Annotated in this window: 14 protein-coding genes; 11 read left to right on the top strand and 3 right to left on the bottom strand. The window is 42.3% G+C overall.

Annotated features, from left to right (window positions below; translation table 11 throughout):
• The first annotated feature begins 34 nt into the window (after nucleotides 1-34).
• From guaB to CD00_RS0115610, 4 genes are all read left to right on the top strand, one after another.
• The gene (gene guaB / locus CD00_RS0115595; protein WP_026656805.1) at nucleotides 35-1,492 is read left to right on the top strand and encodes an IMP dehydrogenase; all 1,458 of its coding nucleotides are present in this window, start codon (nucleotides 35-37) and stop codon (nucleotides 1,490-1,492) included.
• A gap of 46 nt (nucleotides 1,493-1,538) precedes the next feature.
• Complete coding sequence (locus tag CD00_RS0115600; RefSeq protein WP_185750477.1) at nucleotides 1,539-4,268, top strand: putative bifunctional diguanylate cyclase/phosphodiesterase; 2,730 nt, start codon at nucleotides 1,539-1,541, stop codon at nucleotides 4,266-4,268.
• A 66-nt stretch (nucleotides 4,269-4,334) separates the two neighbouring features.
• Entirely contained in the window at nucleotides 4,335-6,041 is a 1,707-nt protein-coding gene (locus tag CD00_RS0115605; protein WP_242838990.1) for a glutamine--tRNA ligase/YqeY domain fusion protein, read from the top strand.
• 39 nt (nucleotides 6,042-6,080) lie between these two features.
• On the top strand, nucleotides 6,081-6,938 hold the full coding sequence (locus CD00_RS0115610; RefSeq protein WP_026656808.1) for a DUF2225 domain-containing protein: 858 nt from the start codon (nucleotides 6,081-6,083) through the stop codon (nucleotides 6,936-6,938).
• A 67-nt stretch (nucleotides 6,939-7,005) separates the two neighbouring features.
• Here CD00_RS0115610 and CD00_RS18765 read toward each other — a convergent pair whose 3' ends face one another.
• Nucleotides 7,006-7,350, bottom strand: a complete 345-nt coding sequence (locus CD00_RS18765; protein ID WP_034462167.1) for a hypothetical protein — start codon at nucleotides 7,348-7,350, stop codon at nucleotides 7,006-7,008.
• A 165-nt stretch (nucleotides 7,351-7,515) separates the two neighbouring features.
• Here CD00_RS18765 and CD00_RS0115620 point away from each other — a divergent pair, with 165 nt between their 5' ends.
• The 3 genes from CD00_RS0115620 to malQ are packed head-to-tail and all read left to right on the top strand — an operon-like array spanning nucleotide 7,516 to nucleotide 10,596.
• Nucleotides 7,516-8,118, top strand: coding sequence for a TetR/AcrR family transcriptional regulator (locus CD00_RS0115620; protein WP_026656809.1), 603 nt, complete (start codon nucleotides 7,516-7,518; stop codon nucleotides 8,116-8,118).
• Nucleotides 8,119-8,133: 15 nt separating this feature from the next.
• Nucleotides 8,134-9,048: a carbohydrate kinase family protein gene (locus CD00_RS0115625; RefSeq protein ID WP_026656810.1), complete on the top strand. Its 915-nt coding sequence runs from the start codon at nucleotides 8,134-8,136 to the stop codon at nucleotides 9,046-9,048.
• A 24-nt stretch (nucleotides 9,049-9,072) separates the two neighbouring features.
• Nucleotides 9,073-10,596: a 4-alpha-glucanotransferase gene (malQ, locus tag CD00_RS0115630; protein WP_026656811.1), complete on the top strand. Its 1,524-nt coding sequence runs from the start codon at nucleotides 9,073-9,075 to the stop codon at nucleotides 10,594-10,596.
• Nucleotides 10,597-10,743: 147 nt separating this feature from the next.
• Here malQ and CD00_RS18770 read toward each other — a convergent pair whose 3' ends face one another.
• Nucleotides 10,744-11,136 carry a hypothetical protein gene (locus tag CD00_RS18770; protein ID WP_051594256.1) on the bottom strand — a complete coding sequence of 131 codons (393 nt, stop codon included), beginning with the start codon at nucleotides 11,134-11,136 and terminating at the stop codon, nucleotides 10,744-10,746.
• A 446-nt stretch (nucleotides 11,137-11,582) separates the two neighbouring features.
• Between CD00_RS18770 and CD00_RS0115640 the strand changes: the two genes are divergently transcribed.
• A complete protein-coding gene (locus CD00_RS0115640; RefSeq protein ID WP_026656813.1) occupies nucleotides 11,583-12,128 on the top strand; it encodes a DJ-1 family glyoxalase III in 546 nt (181 codons plus the stop codon).
• A gap of 514 nt (nucleotides 12,129-12,642) precedes the next feature.
• Here CD00_RS0115640 and CD00_RS18775 read toward each other — a convergent pair.
• Nucleotides 12,643-14,592 carry a methyl-accepting chemotaxis protein gene (locus tag CD00_RS18775; RefSeq protein WP_242838991.1) on the bottom strand — a complete coding sequence of 650 codons (1,950 nt, stop codon included), beginning with the start codon at nucleotides 14,590-14,592 and terminating at the stop codon, nucleotides 12,643-12,645.
• A 451-nt stretch (nucleotides 14,593-15,043) separates the two neighbouring features.
• On the opposite strand from CD00_RS18775, the gene tig reads away from it, so the two are divergent.
• The 3 genes from tig to CD00_RS0115660 all read left to right on the top strand — a co-directional run bounded on the left by tig (nucleotide 15,044) and on the right by CD00_RS0115660 (nucleotide 18,089).
• Nucleotides 15,044-16,516, top strand: a complete 1,473-nt coding sequence (tig, locus tag CD00_RS18780) for a trigger factor (protein ID WP_034462169.1) — start codon at nucleotides 15,044-15,046, stop codon at nucleotides 16,514-16,516.
• A 101-nt stretch (nucleotides 16,517-16,617) separates the two neighbouring features.
• Nucleotides 16,618-17,100: a hypothetical protein gene (locus CD00_RS0115655; protein ID WP_026656814.1), complete on the top strand. Its 483-nt coding sequence runs from the start codon at nucleotides 16,618-16,620 to the stop codon at nucleotides 17,098-17,100.
• The gene (locus CD00_RS0115660) at nucleotides 17,052-18,089 is read left to right on the top strand and encodes a DUF6056 family protein (protein ID WP_185750479.1); all 1,038 of its coding nucleotides are present in this window, start codon (nucleotides 17,052-17,054) and stop codon (nucleotides 18,087-18,089) included. Before CD00_RS0115655 ends, CD00_RS0115660 begins: the two co-directional genes overlap by 49 nt.
• Nucleotides 18,090-18,116: the final 27 nt, after the last annotated feature.

Genomic DNA, 18,116 nt, shown 5'->3' on the forward strand with positions numbered 1-18,116 from the left:
TAATCATTATTATTATTTAGATTGGAGTTAAAAGATGGGACAGATTATTGGTGAAGGAATAACATTTGATGACGTGCTTTTGGTGCCTGCATATTCACAGGTTATACCCGGACAGGTAGATGTGAGTACATGGCTTACCAAGAAGATCAGACTTAACATTCCTATGATGAGTGCGGGAATGGATACAGTTACAGAGCACAGAATGGCAATCGCAATGGCCAGACAGGGTGGAATCGGTATTATCCACAAGAACATGTCTATTGAGGCACAGGCTGAAGAAGTAGATAAAGTTAAGAGATCTGAGAACGGCGTTATCACAGATCCTTTTTCACTTTCACCAGATCACACACTTGCAGATGCGGACGCACTTATGGCTAAGTTCCGTATTTCGGGTGTTCCCATTACAGAAGGCAGAAAGCTTGTCGGAATCATTACAAACCGTGACCTTAAGTTTGAAAAAGATTTCTCACAGAAGATCAAGGATGTAATGACAAGCGAGAATCTTGTTACTGCTAAGGCAGGTATCACACTCGAGGAAGCAAAGAGCATCCTTGCAAAGTCCAAAAAAGAGAAACTTCCCATCGTAGATGACGACTACAATCTTGTAGGTCTTATTACAATCAAGGATATTGAGAAGACAATTAAGTATCCCCTTGCTGCAAAGGATGACCAGGGCAGACTTCTTTGCGGTGCAGGCGTTGGTATTTCAGCTAACTGTCTTGACCGTGTTGCTGCTCTTGTAGATGCTAAAGTTGACGTTATCGTGCTTGATTCCGCACACGGACATTCTGAGAACGTTCTTAAGTGCCTCAGAATGATAAAAGAGAAATTCCCCGATCTTCAGGTTATCGCCGGAAACTGTGCTACTGGTGAGGCTACTAAGGCTCTTATCGAAGCAGGTGCCGACGCTGTTAAGGTTGGTATCGGTCCCGGATCTATCTGCACAACTCGTGTAGTTGCAGGTATCGGTGTTCCTCAGGTTTCAGCTGTTATGAACTGCTATGAAGTAGCTAAGGAATATGGTGTTCCGATCATCGCAGATGGTGGTATCAAGTATTCAGGAGATATCACAAAGGCTATCGCTGCCGGCGGAAACCTTGTAATGATGGGTTCAATCTTTGCAGGTTGCGACGAGGCTCCCGGTGACTTCGAGCTCTTCCAGGGCAGAAAATATAAGGTATATCGTGGAATGGGATCAATCTCAGCTATGGAGAACGGTTCCAAGGATCGTTATTTCCAGGAAAATGCAAAGAAACTTGTTCCCGAAGGTGTTGAAGGACGTGTTGCATACAAGGGAACAGTAGAAGATACAGTATTCCAGCTTATGGGTGGTCTTCGTTCAGGTATGGGTTATTGCGGATGCGCTACCATCGAGGAACTCAAAGAGAACGGAAAGTTCATCAAGATGACTTCCGCAGCGCTTCGTGAGTCACATCCTCATGATATTCAGATCACAAAAGAGGCACCTAACTATAGTGTAGATGACCACTAATTTCCTGTTATTTTATTAAATTGATAAACAGGGATGGGGGGATATTTTGCAAGAGACACTAAATGAGATGGACACGATAAATGCTACCAATAAGGGCTCTTCTTCGTCAGTAAGCGGAGCTCTTGGTAGTTTTACGCCTAAATATGCCGATGAAATGCAGGCTTGGCAGGACAAGTTCTGCGAGATGGCAGGGGTTTACGCCTTCTGCCTTGATCCGGCAGGTGTCCCTCTCAGTAATTTTTCCGGAAATCCTCATGAGATAGAGATCATAAAAAAATACGTTACGGAACCCAGAATAAAGAGTATCCACAAGCGAGTGTCGGAGAGCGACCTCGAGGATCAGGCGGTTGAGATAACAGAGATTCCGAACCTGCGTCTTGCTGCGGTAGCTGTTAAAAACGGCAATACAACAGCGGCTGTGTGGATAGTCTGTGGGGTGTTCACTGATTTTGAATACGATTCCGAGTATTTTCATCTTGAGCCGATAGATTCTTTCGGCTACAGAACTTCAGAGAGTAAATTTTATAAGGCGCTGGATATATTGCGCACGACACTTGATATTCTCATAAAGCTTGAAGCTTCCAGATCCAAAGCTGTGGCTGTAAGTGAAGAGAGCAGGCAGCAGGAGCTTGAAATGACGAATTCATTCAGGCGTGCCGAAACCATGACTGAGATAGTATCACTCCTTGATAGCGACGATACTATTGAAGAAATAATGGTCGAGATATTAAAGAAGCTCTGCACATATCTCCAGATAAGCAACGGATTTACATGTAAGGTTCATCACAATTCTCTTATGGATATTGTTGTTCAGTGGACTGCTTCCGGTGTTGAAAAGATTTTTCCTGAGACCACTGACAGAGAGCTTTGCTGGTTCCTTGGAAGCGAGAAGGCGGTCGTTATATCAAGTGATACGGCGATGAATGCGGGCGAGCGCGAACAGGTGGAAGACCTTGGCATTAAGGCTCTTGTCGCAATGCCTGTTATTATTAACGGCTCGGCTCTTTTCTATGCATGTCTTACAGAGAACAGAGAGAACAGGATATGGTCGATAGATGACGTTAAGTTTATCAACGATGCGATCCGCGTTCTACAGACAATAATAACAAAGAGACTTCAGAAGAATTCGCTCGCAAGTTCTTTTGCTTCGCTTGAAGCTGTGCTTGATAACGTGGGAAGTGCCATCTACGTAAGGGATATAGGCACCGGCGTCCTTCTGTTTGCAAACAGAAGCTTTAAAAAGAACTTTAATAAAGAACTTACCGAGAATACTCTTGTGGATCTTTTTGAATCAAATATTCCCGCGAAGAGCAGAAGCGGAAACTACGAGGTTCATCACAAGGACAGAGAGAAATGGTACGATGTTTACTACACTAGGATCAAGTGGGTGGACGGACGTCCCGTTTCTTTGTGTGCTATATATGATATTACCGAGAAAAAGCTGTATCAAAAGAGAATTGAGCAGCAGGCATATACAGATTTCCTGACAGGCCTTTACAACAGAATGTGCTGTGAGAAAGACCTTGCCAGATACATTGACGAAGCAAGGACAAAGCGTATTCACGGTGCGCTTATGTACCTTGATCTTGATGACTTTAAGCATATCAACGACAGTTTGGGACATCAGTACGGAGATGTTCTTTTAAGAGATATTTCTAAGGCGATAAGCAGGATCGAAGGAATAACCAATTCCTGCTACAGAATGGGTGGAGACGAGTTCGTTATTATCGTTCCTCCCGAGAGTTTTGATAGACTCCCCAAGATCATTGAGGAGATAAAAAATACTTTCGCAACACCGTGGTATCTTAAGGACAGCGATTATTACTGTACAATGAGTATGGGTGTTGTAAAGTATCCCGATCACGGTGACAATGTTTCGGAACTTATCAGAAAGTCCGACGTTGCGATGTATGAAGCGAAGAAATCCGGTAAGAACAGGATTGCCGAGTATTCCGACAATATTGATTCTTCATCGATACACAGACTCGATCTTGAGAAGAATATGTATGACGCTATAACAAAGAGTTGCAGCGAGTTTGAGGTTTACTTCCAGCCTGTTATCAGCGAACCTATAGACAACAAGAGCGGAAGAAAGCAGTACAAGCACGTCGGTGCAGAGGCTCTTGTAAGATGGAACAGTTCAAAGCTTGGGTTCTTAAGCCCCGATGAATTTGTTCCGCTTGCTGAGTACCTGGGACTTATCACACCTATCGGTAATCACGTTCTTAAAAAAGCTTGTGAGTGCTGCAGACAGTGGAATGAGTCGGGAACGGGAGAGTATGCGGTTTCCGTAAATCTTTCCGTTGTGCAGATTATGCAGAACGACATCGTGGATGTTATAAGGAAAAATATTGAAGAAAACCACATCAATCCCCGTAATCTGGTACTGGAGCTTACTGAGAGACTTGCGATAAACGATCTTGCAAGAACGAAGCAGACGCTTCTTGATATCAAGGCACTCGGAGTAAGGCTTGCACTTGATGATTTCGGTACGGGTTACTCTGCTCTTAGCAGTATAAGAGCGCTTCCTTTTGACATAATCAAGGTTGACCAGAACTTTGCCAAGGATCTTGCCGAGGATGATTATTCGCAGGCATTTATCCGCATGATGGCAGAGCTTGGAAAGGCAATAAACGCCGAGATCTGCGTTGAAGGAATAGAGACGCAGGCGCAGCTTGATGCGATAAAAGGAATGGGAGTTAAGTATGTTCAGGGTTATTATTACGACAAACCCATGCGCAGAGTGGCTTTCGAGGAAAAGTACGTTTATAACTAAAAATATGTTATTATATAAGAGCGCTAAACGGCACAAAGATATAAATGTAAAGGTTAGGATTTAATAATGGCAGAAGTAATTACAAATACAAGTGATAATGCTGAGGTGGAAAATACACCTTCCAGACATTTTATAGAGCAGGCTATAGACAAGGATCTTGCGGAGGGAGTTTACGATCATGTATGCACAAGATTTCCTCCCGAGCCAAACGGTTTTTTGCATATAGGACATGCTAAGAGTATTCTTCTTAACTACGGAATGGCAAAAGAATACAACGGCAAGTTCAACATGAGATTTGACGATACCAATCCCACCAAGGAAAGATCGGAGTTCATGGACTCCATTATCGAGGACGTTAAGTGGCTCGGTGCGGATTATGAAGACCGTCTTTTCCATGCTTCGGATTACTTTGATGAGATGTATGAGAATGCCGTTAAGCTTATTAAAAAGGGCAAAGCATACGTTTCAGAGCTTACTGCCGAGCAGATGCGTGAATACAGAGGAACACTCACAGAGCCCGGTAAGGACGATCCTAACAGAAACAGAAGTGTTGAGGATAACTTAAGACTTTTTGAGGATATGAAGAACGGCAAGGTCGAGGACGGCGCTATGACACTGAGAGCCAAGATCGACATGTCTTCACCTAACATAAATATGAGAGATCCCATTATCTACAGGGTTGCTCATATGACACATGCACGTACACAGGATAAGTGGTGCATTTATCCTATGTATGACTATGCTCATCCCATTGAGGATGCGATCGAGGGTATAACACATTCACTCTGCACATTGGAGTTTGAGGATCACAGACCTCTTTACGACTGGGTAAAAGAGGAGTGCGGCTACAAGAATCCTCCCCGTCAGATTGAGTTTGCGAAGCTCTACCTCAACAATGTCGTAACAGGTAAAAGATATATCAAGAGACTTGTAGAAGACGGAATTGTTGACGGATGGGACGATCCGAGACTTGTAACCATCGCAGCACTCAGAAGAAGAGGATTTACTCCCGAGTCAATTAAGATGTTCGTTGATATGTGCGGAATCAGTAAGGCACAGTCAACTGCAGAGTACGCGATGCTTGAGTATTGCATAAGAGAAGACCTTAAGCTTAAGGCAAAGAGAATGCTTGCAGTTCTCAACCCCGTAAAGCTTATAATAGATAACTATCCTGAGAATGAGACAGAGTATCTCGAGATTGAGAATAACAAAGAAGTTCCTGAGATGGGAACAAGAAAGATTCCTTTTGGAAAAGAGCTCTATATCGAGAGAGAAGACTTCATGGAGGAGCCTCCGAAGAAGTATTTCCGTCTTTTCCCCGGAAACGAAGTAAGACTTATGAACGCTTACTTTGTAACATGTACGGGTTGCGATAAGGATGAGAACGGCAATGTTATCGCCGTACATTGTACTTACGATCCCGAGACTAAGTCCGGAAGCGGATTTAACGCAAGAAAAGTTAAGGGCACGATCCACTGGGTTGCTGCAAAAGAAGCGGTAACTGCAGAAGTTCGTCTTTATGAGAATATTATTGATGAGGAGAAGGGCGTTTATAACGAGGACGGTTCTCTTAACTTAAACCCCAACTCAATTACAGTTATCAAGGATGCTAAGCTTGAGCCCGAACTTGCAGATGCGGTCAGCTACGACAAATTCCAGTTTGTAAGAAACGGATTTTTCTGCGTTGACAGCAAGGATTCTAAGCCCGGAGCACCTGTATTTAACAGGATCGTTTCGCTTAAGAGTTCTTTTGTTCTGCCAAAGAATAATTAAAAATTTTTCTATAGTAATATTTAGAAAAGAGGTATAGAAATGGCTGGTATTTTTTCTGGACTGGAGAAGCTTGGACTTGGAAATATTGACGGAGGAAATCTTTTTGAGGATCCAAACAAGAAAGAGGCCAATGTCAAGAAAGCTGAGCCCCAGAAGAAGCTTACACTTGTCAATGAGGAGGATTATCTTTTTGACAAGAAATATAAATGTCCTATCTGTGATTCGGACTTTGAATCAAAGACTGTTCGTACAGGTAAGGTTAGAATGAAGGCTGTGGATGTGGATTTAAGGCCTGACTATTCTGAAGTCGATCTTACAAAGTATGACATCATTGCATGCCCCGAATGCGGATATGCGGCGCTTGGAAGATATTTCACGACGCTCAATAAGTATCAGATTGACGATATCAGAAACAAAATCTGCATGAATTACAAGAAGCAGGACTACAAGGAGCCTATATACACATATGAGCATGCACGAAGCCTTTATCAGCTTGCACTTGCAAATGCGGTAGTAAAGAAGGCGAAGAACAGCGAGAAGGCTTATATCTGTCTTAAGACAGCCTGGGTAATTAGAGGTGAGACTCAGAGACTCGATCAGGACGAAGCTGATTACGAGAAGAAGAAAAAAGATAACGACGCTCAGGAGCTTGAGCTTTTAAAGAACGCACTTAACGGATTCATCATGGCAAGGCAGTCAGAAGATTTCCCTATTGCCGGAATGGATTCGACAACGCTCGATTATCTTATCGCAGCACTTGCATTTGAGACAGAACAGTATGATATCGCAAGCAAGATGATCTCTGAACTTCTCATGTCCAGAACCGCAAACAGCAGGATTAAGGACAAGGCTAGAGCACTTAAGGATATGATGGCCGAGAAGCAGGGCGAAAAGTAATTCTCCCAAATAAAAACAGACATAATAAAACCCCATGGATAGCGATATCCGTGGGGTTAACTATTATTTATAACTTATCTTCTTCATTGCCAAAGAATTCATCAGGTGTAGCGGAATCATTGCTTTCGGTAGTGCTTATTGCTTCGGCAGCTTCAGCAGTAGTTGCGGCTTTTCCGGCCTTTTCTTCGGCGGTTTTGATGTCTACGTATTTTCTGGAACCGAATCTGGACTCGGTTGCTTCATCCAAATCCTCATCGAAATCTTCGAACTCTTCAAAATCATCGTCATCAAAACTGTCGGCAATCTCAGCATCTCTCTTACTTAAGTAATAATATACACCGGCTGCGGCTGCACCAACAGCAGTACAGAATAAAATAAACTTTCCGAATCCATTTCCCTTGGACATAACCATACATCCTCCTATCCAAACGTTGAATTAATTTTATAACAATTTTCAGATAAATAAAAGTACGTTGTATTAAAAATTAATAAATAACGGCAAATCGTTTGAATTAGTACTTACAAAATGATATATTAAAATCAGACTGATGTAGTCAATTGAAGCCGGAGAACGTGTATGAATGAACGATTTTTTGAGCTAAAAAAAGATAAGCAGGAACGGATCATTAACGCGGCGTTTAAGGTGTTTGCGGAGAACGGCTACACGCATTCCAGCACCGACGAGATAGTTAAGACTGCGGATATCAGTAAGGGCCTGTTGTTTCATTATTTTGGAAATAAAATCGGTTTGTATTCTTTTCTGTATGATTATGCGACGAGGTCGGTGACGCTTGAATTTTCGACACATGTTGAAAAGAGTGAGACCGGCTACTTTGAGCTGTACAAGCAGGTTCTTGCGGCTAAGGGCGATGCTCTTAAACGGTTCCCGTATATTTTTTCTTTTCTGAAAAAAGCGGATGAAGAGACGGATACTAAGGCTTCTTTTGAAATAAGCGAGAAGCGGGAGAAGTTCTCGATGATAATGCGTGCGCTTAAAGAGAGGGCGGACATAACAGTCTTTTCCACGGGAGTTGACTACAACAAAATATGGTACATTCTTGATTATACGGTGGAAGGAGTACTCGAAAAGAATATCAGAGGTGGTAGCTTTAGGGCAGACCTGTTTATGGAAGAAGCTTTGGAATACGTTGATATGGTTCAAAGGATGGTGCTTACATAATAAGGAGGCTAAAAAATGGGTAAATTTTTAGTGGCTGGTGTAACACAGATTGAAACTATCGTAAGAGTTGAAAAGATTCCTGTCAGCTTTGCGCCTATGACAAGCGCTATAGATTCTATCTATACCGCGATGGGCGGTGATGCCTACAACGAGTCGCTTGCGCTTGAGTGGCTGGGTGACGAGGTTGTCTTTATGTCAATTGTCGGACGTAATCAGGATCTTGAGATGATCAATCCGCCCGACAGGAGAATCACGCTTTCCACTGAATATATTATCCCGCAGATGAATGATACGCCTACCGAAGTTGTTCTGTACGACAAGGAAAGGCGACAGCAGATCTTTGAAGATATCAAGGATCTTAGAGAAAATACATATGACATGTCCATGGTTCCGCCTATTGCGGAGAGCTGTGACATGGTAGTTCTGGCCAATGCGAATTTCTGCAGGCCGTTTGTTAAGGTTGCGAAAGAGCACAATAAGCCTGTCGCAGTCAACATCAGATATTACGAGAGAGAAAAAGAAAAATATAACGCAGACTTTCTAGACTCCGCAAAGGTTCTTTATTTCAGTGACGATACTTTGACGGAAGATCCCTACGATTTCATAGACAGAATGGCAAATACATACGGAACGGAGATAATTATCCTCGGTCAGGGCAGTGAAGGACTGATGCTTTATGACAAAGTTCAGAATCTTCGAATTCACTACAACACCGTTAAGACCAACGAGGTAGTAAATACCATAGGTGCAGGTAATGCGCTTTTTGCATGCTTCCTTCATTACTACATGGAGACGGGAGACAGCGTAAACGCCATAAAGAATGCACTTTTGTTCGCATCCTACAAGATTGGATATATGGGAACGTCAAACGGATTTATGACGCCGGATCAGCTTGCACAGTGGAGAAACCTGATCTGGGGTATTAAGTAAAAAAGATACTATAAGGGGACCGATATGAAAAAAAGCGAAAATGAGCAAAAAAGAGCTTGCGGCGTTTTACTTCCTGTTTTTTCATTGCCGTCGAAATACGGAATCGGTGCGTTTTCAAAAGAAGCGTACGAGTTTGTGGATTTCCTTAAGAAAGCGGGGCAGAAGTATTGGCAGATCCTTCCTCTTGGGCCTACGGGATACGGTGATTCGCCTTATCAGTCTTTTTCTACTTTTGCAGGAAATCCGTATCTGATAGATCCTGAGTTTTTTGCGGAAAAAGATCTTTTGACATTGGAAGACCTTGAGGTATTAAAGAGCGAAGAGCCGGTTGATAAGGTTGACTACAAGACTATTGAGGCGCATAAATACGAGCTTATGCGCAAGGCTTTCGGAAATATAGATAAGGCCTTTGGAGCTTCTGGCATAAAAGCTGATTTCGAGAAGTTCAAGAAAAGCAACGGAAAGAAGTGGCTCTTTGACTATGCACTTTTTATGGCTCTTAAGGATATGTACGGCGGAAGGTCTTGGAATACCTGGGATGAGGCCATAAGACTCAGGAAAAAAGACGCCATGACAAAGTATAGGGAGAAGCTCTCGGAAGAGATAGATTTCTACTGCTTTGTCCAGTTTGTTTTTTATGTGCAGTGGAATGCGCTTAAAAATTACGCGAATAAGAACGGGATTGAGATTATCGGCGACATACCGATATATGTTGCTTTTGACAGCTCGGATACGTGGGCAAATCCTGAACTTTTCCTTCTTGATAAGGACAATGTTCCTATAGAGGTTGCGGGATGTCCTCCCGATGCGTTCAGTAAGACGGGACAGCTGTGGGGAAATCCTCTTTATAAGTGGGATTATCACAAAAAGACGGGGTATAAGTGGTGGCTTGAGAGAATAGGGCACTGCTACAAGCTTTATGATGTGCTTCGTATCGATCATTTTAGGGGCTTTGATGAGTATTATGCGATTCCTTACGGAAATCCTACGGCTGAGATAGGAAAGTGGCGTAAAGGTCCCGGATACGATCTTTTCGATGCGGTGAAAAAAGAATTCGGAGACGTAAAGGTTATCGCAGAAGATCTGGGATTTCTTACGCCTTCGGTCATTAAGCTTGTAAAAAAGACGGGATATCCCGGAATGAAGGTGCTTCACTTTGCGTTTGGAGCGGATGATGACAGCGAATATCTTCCGCACTACTATAACAGCAACTGCGTTGTATATACGGGAACTCACGACAATGATACGACAAGAGGCTGGTATAAGACACTAAGCAGGGACGATAAGAAATTTGTGAGGGATTATCTTGGAGTAAACAGCGGAAGGCAGGTTATAAGCGGACTTATACGCGCTGCATTTTCAAGCGTTGCTGACACTGCGATAATTCCCATGCAGGATTATCTCGAGCTTGACGAGAGTGCAAGAATAAACATTCCGTCGACTCTCGGTGGAAACTGGCAGTGGAAGATGGAAGGCGATGATCTCACGGATGAGCTCTGCGAGAGGATGTATAGCTACGCTAAAGTTTACGGAAGAATCAGGAAGTAAATGAAAATTTAGAAAGTAACTTAAGGCATAGGAAGTAGCCGGGAGACATAGAAAGTAACATGGGCGGAAAAGTATTCATTGTCTATAGGAGTGAGTTATAGACGAAATCGGCGATGTAGAAATACGTATCTATATCGCCGCAGGTGATTAAAATGATTCAGTGCTCATGTATGAATTGCTGTAGTGGAAATCTCCGGTTACGTCTTCGCGGAACCAGGAAGCGGGGTGATATGCGCTTGCGGCTTCTTCGCTTGGAAATTCAACTTCGGCAAGCAGACGACCGTTAAACGGCGCGTCAAAAACATCAAGTTCAATCTTGATGGCGCCTGATTTTATTGCAAAATTAATATTTGGATTGGCCGACAGAAATCCGTTATCAAATGCGTCTTCGTTAAGTGGCAGGAGATATCGGGTTTTCTTTATGATGTTGCCGTCACATTTTTTTACAAGATGATCATAGCTCACCGCATCAAGGGGCATGTTGTACTCCACCTTTCCGATGCCGCTTTTTTCTGCGGGTGAGGAGCCTTTGTAGGTCATATAGTATCTGTCGTCTTCTCTTCGTACGCGTACGGCGGGGGTTGTGTTTAGGTAGCCTTGCTCGATTATATGGCAGGGATATGTATCAAGGTTCTGCGGAAGGTCTTTTACGGTAAATTTTTTTTTCTATCTCAATTCCCATGGTATATGCACCTTTCTGTGATTTTGTCTAAGACTGAATATACTTTTTGTGCTATCATGTCTTCGATTTTAGTGGTGTTATGACTTTTTATAATAAAATGATACCAAAAAGTCATAGATTTCAAGTTTTCATATCTTAAATTATAGTAGAGGACATGACTTTTTTGAATAAAAACTATCTAACAGGTCATGTTTTCTCAGATTAGTGCGAATAGAAATGATATAATGATTCATATAATTGCGTAGAAGAGCCGAAAAGACGAATGTTGAAAAGCGAAAGTATTAAGAATAAACGGAGGACGAATATGGCAAAAACAGCGATTTTTCTTGCAAACGGTTTTGAAGAAATAGAGGGACTTACAGTAGTGGATATTCTCAGGAGAGCGGGAATCGACATAACAATGGTTTCTATAACGGGAACTACAGCCGTTGAGGGTTCTCACGGAATAAAGCTTGAGGCTGATGATACAATTGAGAACTATGATTTTGGCGGAGTTGATATGATCATTCTTCCGGGCGGAATGCCGGGAACGAAGAACCTTGATGCGTGTGCGCCTCTCAAAGCTAAGATAGAAGAGTTTAACAACGCAGGCAAGATGCTTGCAGCAATCTGCGCGGCACCAACCGTATACGGAAAGATGGGACTTCTTAAGGGAAAAAAAGCCTGCTGCTATCCCGGATGCGAAGGCGACCTCATCGGTGCAAACGTATCTACTGACATGGTCTCAAAGGACGGCAACTTCATCACATCACGCGGCATGGGAACGGCGATACCATTTGCACTTGCGATTATGGAACACTTTAACGGAAAAGAAGCGGCAGACGAGATGGCAAAAGCAATCGTATACTGATTTCCGAGCAGTTATGTTATAGACAGGGGGATAGGAAAGGAGATACGAGTTTTCGCTACGGGCAAGTGTTTCGGCATATAAAAGGCTGAAGTGGTGTGGTTTTTATATGCCTTTTTGACTTAAACTAAGTCTCAAAAGCATATAAATGCGCTTGAGCATGAGCTGTTTATATGCTTTTGCTTCGAGGATTCAGGGAAAAAAGCATATAAAATTGGCACAAATCATAAGTTTTATAGGATAGACGTTATCATTTTTAATGCTATAAGCATATGAATCTGCCTGGTATTTGAATATCTATATGCTTTGAGCTTTTGACCTTTCGAAACTATTTCTGCAAGTCTGTTAAGGAAGATAGATCATTACACTACAAAATAAAAGGCAGATATTATAATTGTTGCGAATTTGTGCCACATCAATGAGACCAATTCTTTGGGCTCATTGATGTGTCCGGCACAATCTGAGCTAAATTATAATATCTGCCTTAAGCTTTAGTAGTGTAACCTATCGTAATCTATCAGGTTTTAAAGAACTGAATATCCTGATTAAGCTTATTTGCAACATCTTTAAGGTTAGTAGCCGAACCTGCAAGAGATGTAACAGTAGCGGAAAGTTCTTCCATAGAGGCGCCGGTTTCTTCTGATGAAGCGGCGTTCTGCTGTGAAATGGCAGAGAGCGAATTCATTGAATCCGATACAACATTCTTGGAAGATACGCAAGTCTCTGCACCTGAGGAGATGCTCTTTACACCGTTTACGGTCTCGCTGATATCTGAAAGCATTTCGTTTACGGAAATGAGTGTTTCGCCAAGAGCATCCTGCTGGTCAAGATTTCCTTTTCTTACTTCATCTGAAGCTTCAACCGCAGCTTCACTCTGCTCAAGAAGGATATCCATCTGTTTTCTGATATCGTCAGCCATTGCCTTGGAATCATCGGCAAGCTTACCGATTTCTTCAGCAACAACCGCAAATCCTTTTCCTGCTTCGCCGGCTCTTGCAGCCTCAATCGAAGCGTTAAGTGAAAGGAGGTTTGTCTGAGTTGCGATACTTGCAATTCCTTCGACCTTCTCGTTGATGCTTGAAACCGCTTCCTGAGTAGCGGAGATAGTCCTTGAAATGTCGTCGATCTTGGAAGTCATGTTTGTACTTGATTCCTGAAGAGCTGAAAGCGACTGTGAAGAAGCTTCCGAAGCATCTTTCATTCTTGTTGCAAGAGCTTCAAGACTTCCGGTTGAACCCTGAACATTTGAAACGGCATCACCGATCTGAGTAACATTTTCGGATGCTTTCTGAATCTCATCGGCCTGCTGGGTAGCACCGGATGCGATATCCTGAACTGCATTCGATACATCTTCGGCTGTTTGCGAAATCTGATTGGCCATATCTGAGAGCTCCTCGGATGACTCGCCGATTGTTGTTGCAGATGCTTTAATATTGGAAACAATTGCCTGAAGTTCATTTATTACAGTGTTTGTGTTGTTGATGATCGCTCCAAACTCATCTTTTCTGTTAATATGCTTGGTCACAACTGCAAATTTACCGTCAGCAAGCTCTGCGAGAGCAGTGTTGACATCGTTGATGGGGTTCGTGAAAGAAATAGCCATCTGTACAGAGATAAATGCTGTTAAAACGAGCAACACCAGTCCGACGATCACGACAATAAGTGCAGCGGATCTTGTCTCTGCGGTTACCACTTTCGTATCGGTTGCAGCAACAACTACAAAACCTGTACTCGGAGATTTCTTATAAGAAACTACGGCATGATATCCTTTACCGGTATCAACCTGATATACTCCGCTGTCCTGACCGGAAGTTACGAATTGTGATTTGCTTCTGTCATCTTCGTTCTCTGCAGTGATCTCATACTGTGAATGAGCAGCAACAAGTCCGTTTCTGTCAACGAAGAAAGCGTCGCTTGACTTTTCGGAAAGAAATTCATGGAATCTGTTAAGATCGAGATTTCGCTGAACAATACCTATAGCCTCACCCTTTGAATTGTACACGGGAGCTGCGATTGTAATCTGACGTACACCTGTTGATGCTGAAACTATGACATTGGAAACATAAGTATTTCCGTTCATTGCTTCTTTAAAGTAATCTCTTTCACCTACTTCGACAAGCTCTCCTGTATTTCTGAGAATCTGTTTTCCATCTTTGCCCGTAAGAACGGTAATGTTGCCGTCATTAAGCATTGTATCGATTTCTTCGAGATATTTGGCGGCCTCTTCCTGGAAAGTAACATTGAATGGAGTCTCCATGAATCGTGTTGTGGCAGGTGATTTGGCAAGTGTCTGAATACTCATTATATTTTTTTCCATAATGCCTTCAAATTCGGACTGAATATAGTTTGCTTGCCAGTTTAGTGTATTTTCTGCATCCTTAACCGCTTTTGAAGTCGATGATGCATAACTTACTATTACGGAAATAATAAGCGGAACAGCTGCTACTAAAAGCATTATTGCAATCATTCGCGGTTTAATGCTGTTCATAAAATTGGTAGTTTTTTTTCTGGGGTTTGGAATCCTTTGCCATAGAAATTGCCTCCGTACTATTGATAAAAGTAAATAACTTTAACACGTTAAAACGATTAAAAAATAATAACAATTTTATACTAAAATGATACTATTTAGCAGTTAAAAAATGACTGAAATTAGGAAAATTTTATATAGTTTTAATGATTTGGCGTGCTAAGTTCAGTATAATATCGGCAATTGGTTCGCTTAAATTAAGTGCCGGGATTCAAAATAGCAATTTTTTCCATGTGGGATACTATTTAAAAAAGCGCGAATAAAAACATGGAAATTAATATGTACTTATGTTATAATCTGAAGCGATTGTGCCTATATGTGGGCTAAAGGGCTTGAAACTGTGTTTTTCGGCTCTTTATTATAAATACTTTTAGGAGGAATTACAGATAAAATGAGCGTAACAGTTGAGAAGCTTGAAAAGAGCATGGCTAAGCTTAAGATTGAAGTATCTGCTGAGCAGCTCGAAAAGGCAATTCAGAAGGCCTATGAGAAAAACAAGAATAAGATTCAGTTACCCGGTTTCCGTAAGGGTAAGGCTCCTCGTAAGATGATCGAGCAGATGTACGGTAAGGGAGTATTCTATGAGGATGCTGCAAATGAACTTATCGAGACAGAGTATCCCAAGGCTGTTGAGGAGTGCGGAGAGAACGTTGTATCATCTCCCAAGATTGATGTTGAGCAGCTTGAGGCAGGAAAGGACTTCATCTTTACAGCTGAAGTAGCTCTTAAGCCTCCGGTTAAGCTTGGAAAATATAAGGGCGTTGAAGTTGAGAAGATGGACATCGACGTTACAGATGCTGATGTTGACGCTGAGATCGACAAGCAGAGAAATACAAATGCAAGAACTGTTGATGTAACAGACAGAGCAGTTCAGAACAACGATATCGTTACTCTTGATTTCGAAGGATTTGTTGATGGAGTTGCATTCCCCGGCGGAAAGGGAACAGATTATCCTCTTACAATCGGTTCAGGTGCATTCATTCCCGGATTCGAAGAGCAGCTTGTTGGATTTGAGATTGGTAAAGAAGGCGATGTAAACGTTAAGTTCCCTGAGGAATATCAGGCAGCTGAACTTGCCGGAAAAGATGCTACTTTCAAGTGCACAGTTAAGGCTATCAAGGCTAAGGAACTTCCTGAGCTCAACGATGAGTTTGCAAGCGATGTATCAGAGTTTGATACACTTGCCGAGTACAAGGAAGATGTTAAGAAGAAGCTTGTTGAGAAGAAGACAAACGAAGAGAAGGCTAAGAGAGAAGATGCTGTAGTTAAGGCTGTTATCGAAGATTCAGATATGGAGCTTCCTGAGGCTATGATCGAGACACAGCAGAGACAGATCGTTAATGATTTCGCTCAGAGACTTCAGATGCAGGGTATGAACATGGATCAGTATCTTCAGTATACAGGTAACACTGTAGACAAGATGCTTGAGCAGGTTAAGCCTCAGGCTATCGAGAGAATCAAGTCAAGACTTGTTCTCGAGGCTGTAGCTGAGAAGGAAAACATCACAGTTTCAGACGAAGAGTTCGAGAAGGAACTTGAGAAGATGGCTGAGCAGTACAGAATGGAGCTTTCTAAGCTTAAAGAGCTCATGTCTGATGCTGAGAAGAAGGTCATGAAGAGTGATCTTGCAGTTCAGAAGGCTGCTGATTTCCTTGTGGAGAATGTAAAGGAAGGCGCTGCTAAGAAGGCTGCAAAGAAGACAACAACAAAGAAGACTGCTGAAAAGGCTGAGAAGGCTGACGATAAGGAAGAGAAGCCTGCAAAGAAGACAGCTGCCAAGAAGACTACAGCTAAGAAAGATGCTGCAGACAAGGAAGAGAAGCCTAAGAAGACAACAACAAGAAAGAAGAAGACTGAAGAGTAATCAGGCAGTTTGAATAAAAACATATGAACCTTATGGCACTTATTATTTGGTAAATACAAAGAAATAGGTGCCATTAGTTTTATGTGGAACCGGGAGGATGTATGATAGAGTCTTTTTTTAACAAGTATAAGAAAATATTTGCGGGGATATTCATTATCGGAATATTCTGTGCAGTTGTGCCTGTTATAGTGGGCTGTGGTTATACATATCTGTGTGAAGATGATTTCAGCTTTGAGGGTGGAGCTGCGGATGCTGCGGATGTATACGGATCCAACGTGGTTGCAGCCGCACATAAGATGGTTGAATATTACAATGTAAATCAGGGAACATATCTTTTTAATTATCTGATTCATTTTATCAGGGCATATACAAGAGGTGGACTTCCGGGATTTCATTTTTACATGATCCTAAACGCTGTCGCTTTCTGCGTTGCACTTATGGTTCTTCTGAAAATCCTTATAAAAGACAATACCGCGTGCCTCGGAGCCTCTTTTGCAATATTTGCGACTGTTTTTTTCCATGACGAATACGCCAAGTGGAAGAGAGCTTTTTTTACTGGTATACCGGCGGACTTAATTATCTGACGGAATTAACCCTTGGCCTGCTTGCCGTTTCGTTGAGTATCCTGTATATACGAAAGAAAAAAATTGGATATCTTGTTGTAAGCGCCATATTGGCATTTTTGGCAAGCGGAGGATCGCTTAATATTGTACTTGCTGATCTTTCGTGGCTTATCGCAGTAGTGATACTTAAAAGAGAAGAATTCATCAAGGATAAAAAGATTGCTATACCGGCGGGCGTATCGTTTGTAGGAACACTTATAAACGGTCTTGCTCCCGGAAACTATAGAAGAGCGGAGAAAGACCTGAAGGAAGGCCACAGTACATTTTTTGACGCACTTAGGGATACTTTTAAATGTATCGTTTCCGAAGACAAGATCCTTTTTACAAGTGCTGTGTTTATCCTTATGCTGCTCTTGGCATTTGTGATCTTCACTATTTATAAGGTTAAGGTGCTTGAGGGAAAAGTTACGGTGTTAAATCTTGTGATCGTTCTTGTCGGAACATGGTTTGCGAGATATTTCACCATGTTTCCCGTATGTTTCGGATATCATGTGGATGAAGTTATCAACATGAGAACCGCAAGTTCTTATGAGATTGTGGCGAAGTTTATGTATTTTCTTGTAGTGGCGGTGCTTGCACAGTTTCTTTCGGAGAAGTTTGAAGGAAAGACAGATCGTATCGCAACGGGAGTGCTTGCTGCAGGAGTATTGCTTGCACTGATCCTTCATTCGGCATTAAGTGAAGATATTAAGAGCGGAATGTCGTATGCTTCATATGACGATTATAGGACAGGGGCATTGCAGGAAAACTATGCCGCTCGCGAATATGTTCTTTCGGCGCTTACTTTGGCGGAAAAAGGAAGCGATGCCGTTATTTATGTCAGACCTTACAGACCGGCATATTCCACCTATGGAATGGGGCTTGGAGTAGAAGCCGGAGAGTGGGTGAACAGGTCTGCGGCAGGCTTTTATGATCTTAATACCGTTACGATTGTTTATCTTGAAGAGTGAGATGCTATGAAAAATTTCCCGTAAATA

The organism is Butyrivibrio sp. AE3003, assembly GCF_000686065.1.
GTDB lineage: Bacteria > Bacillota > Clostridia > Lachnospirales > Lachnospiraceae > Butyrivibrio > Butyrivibrio hungatei_A.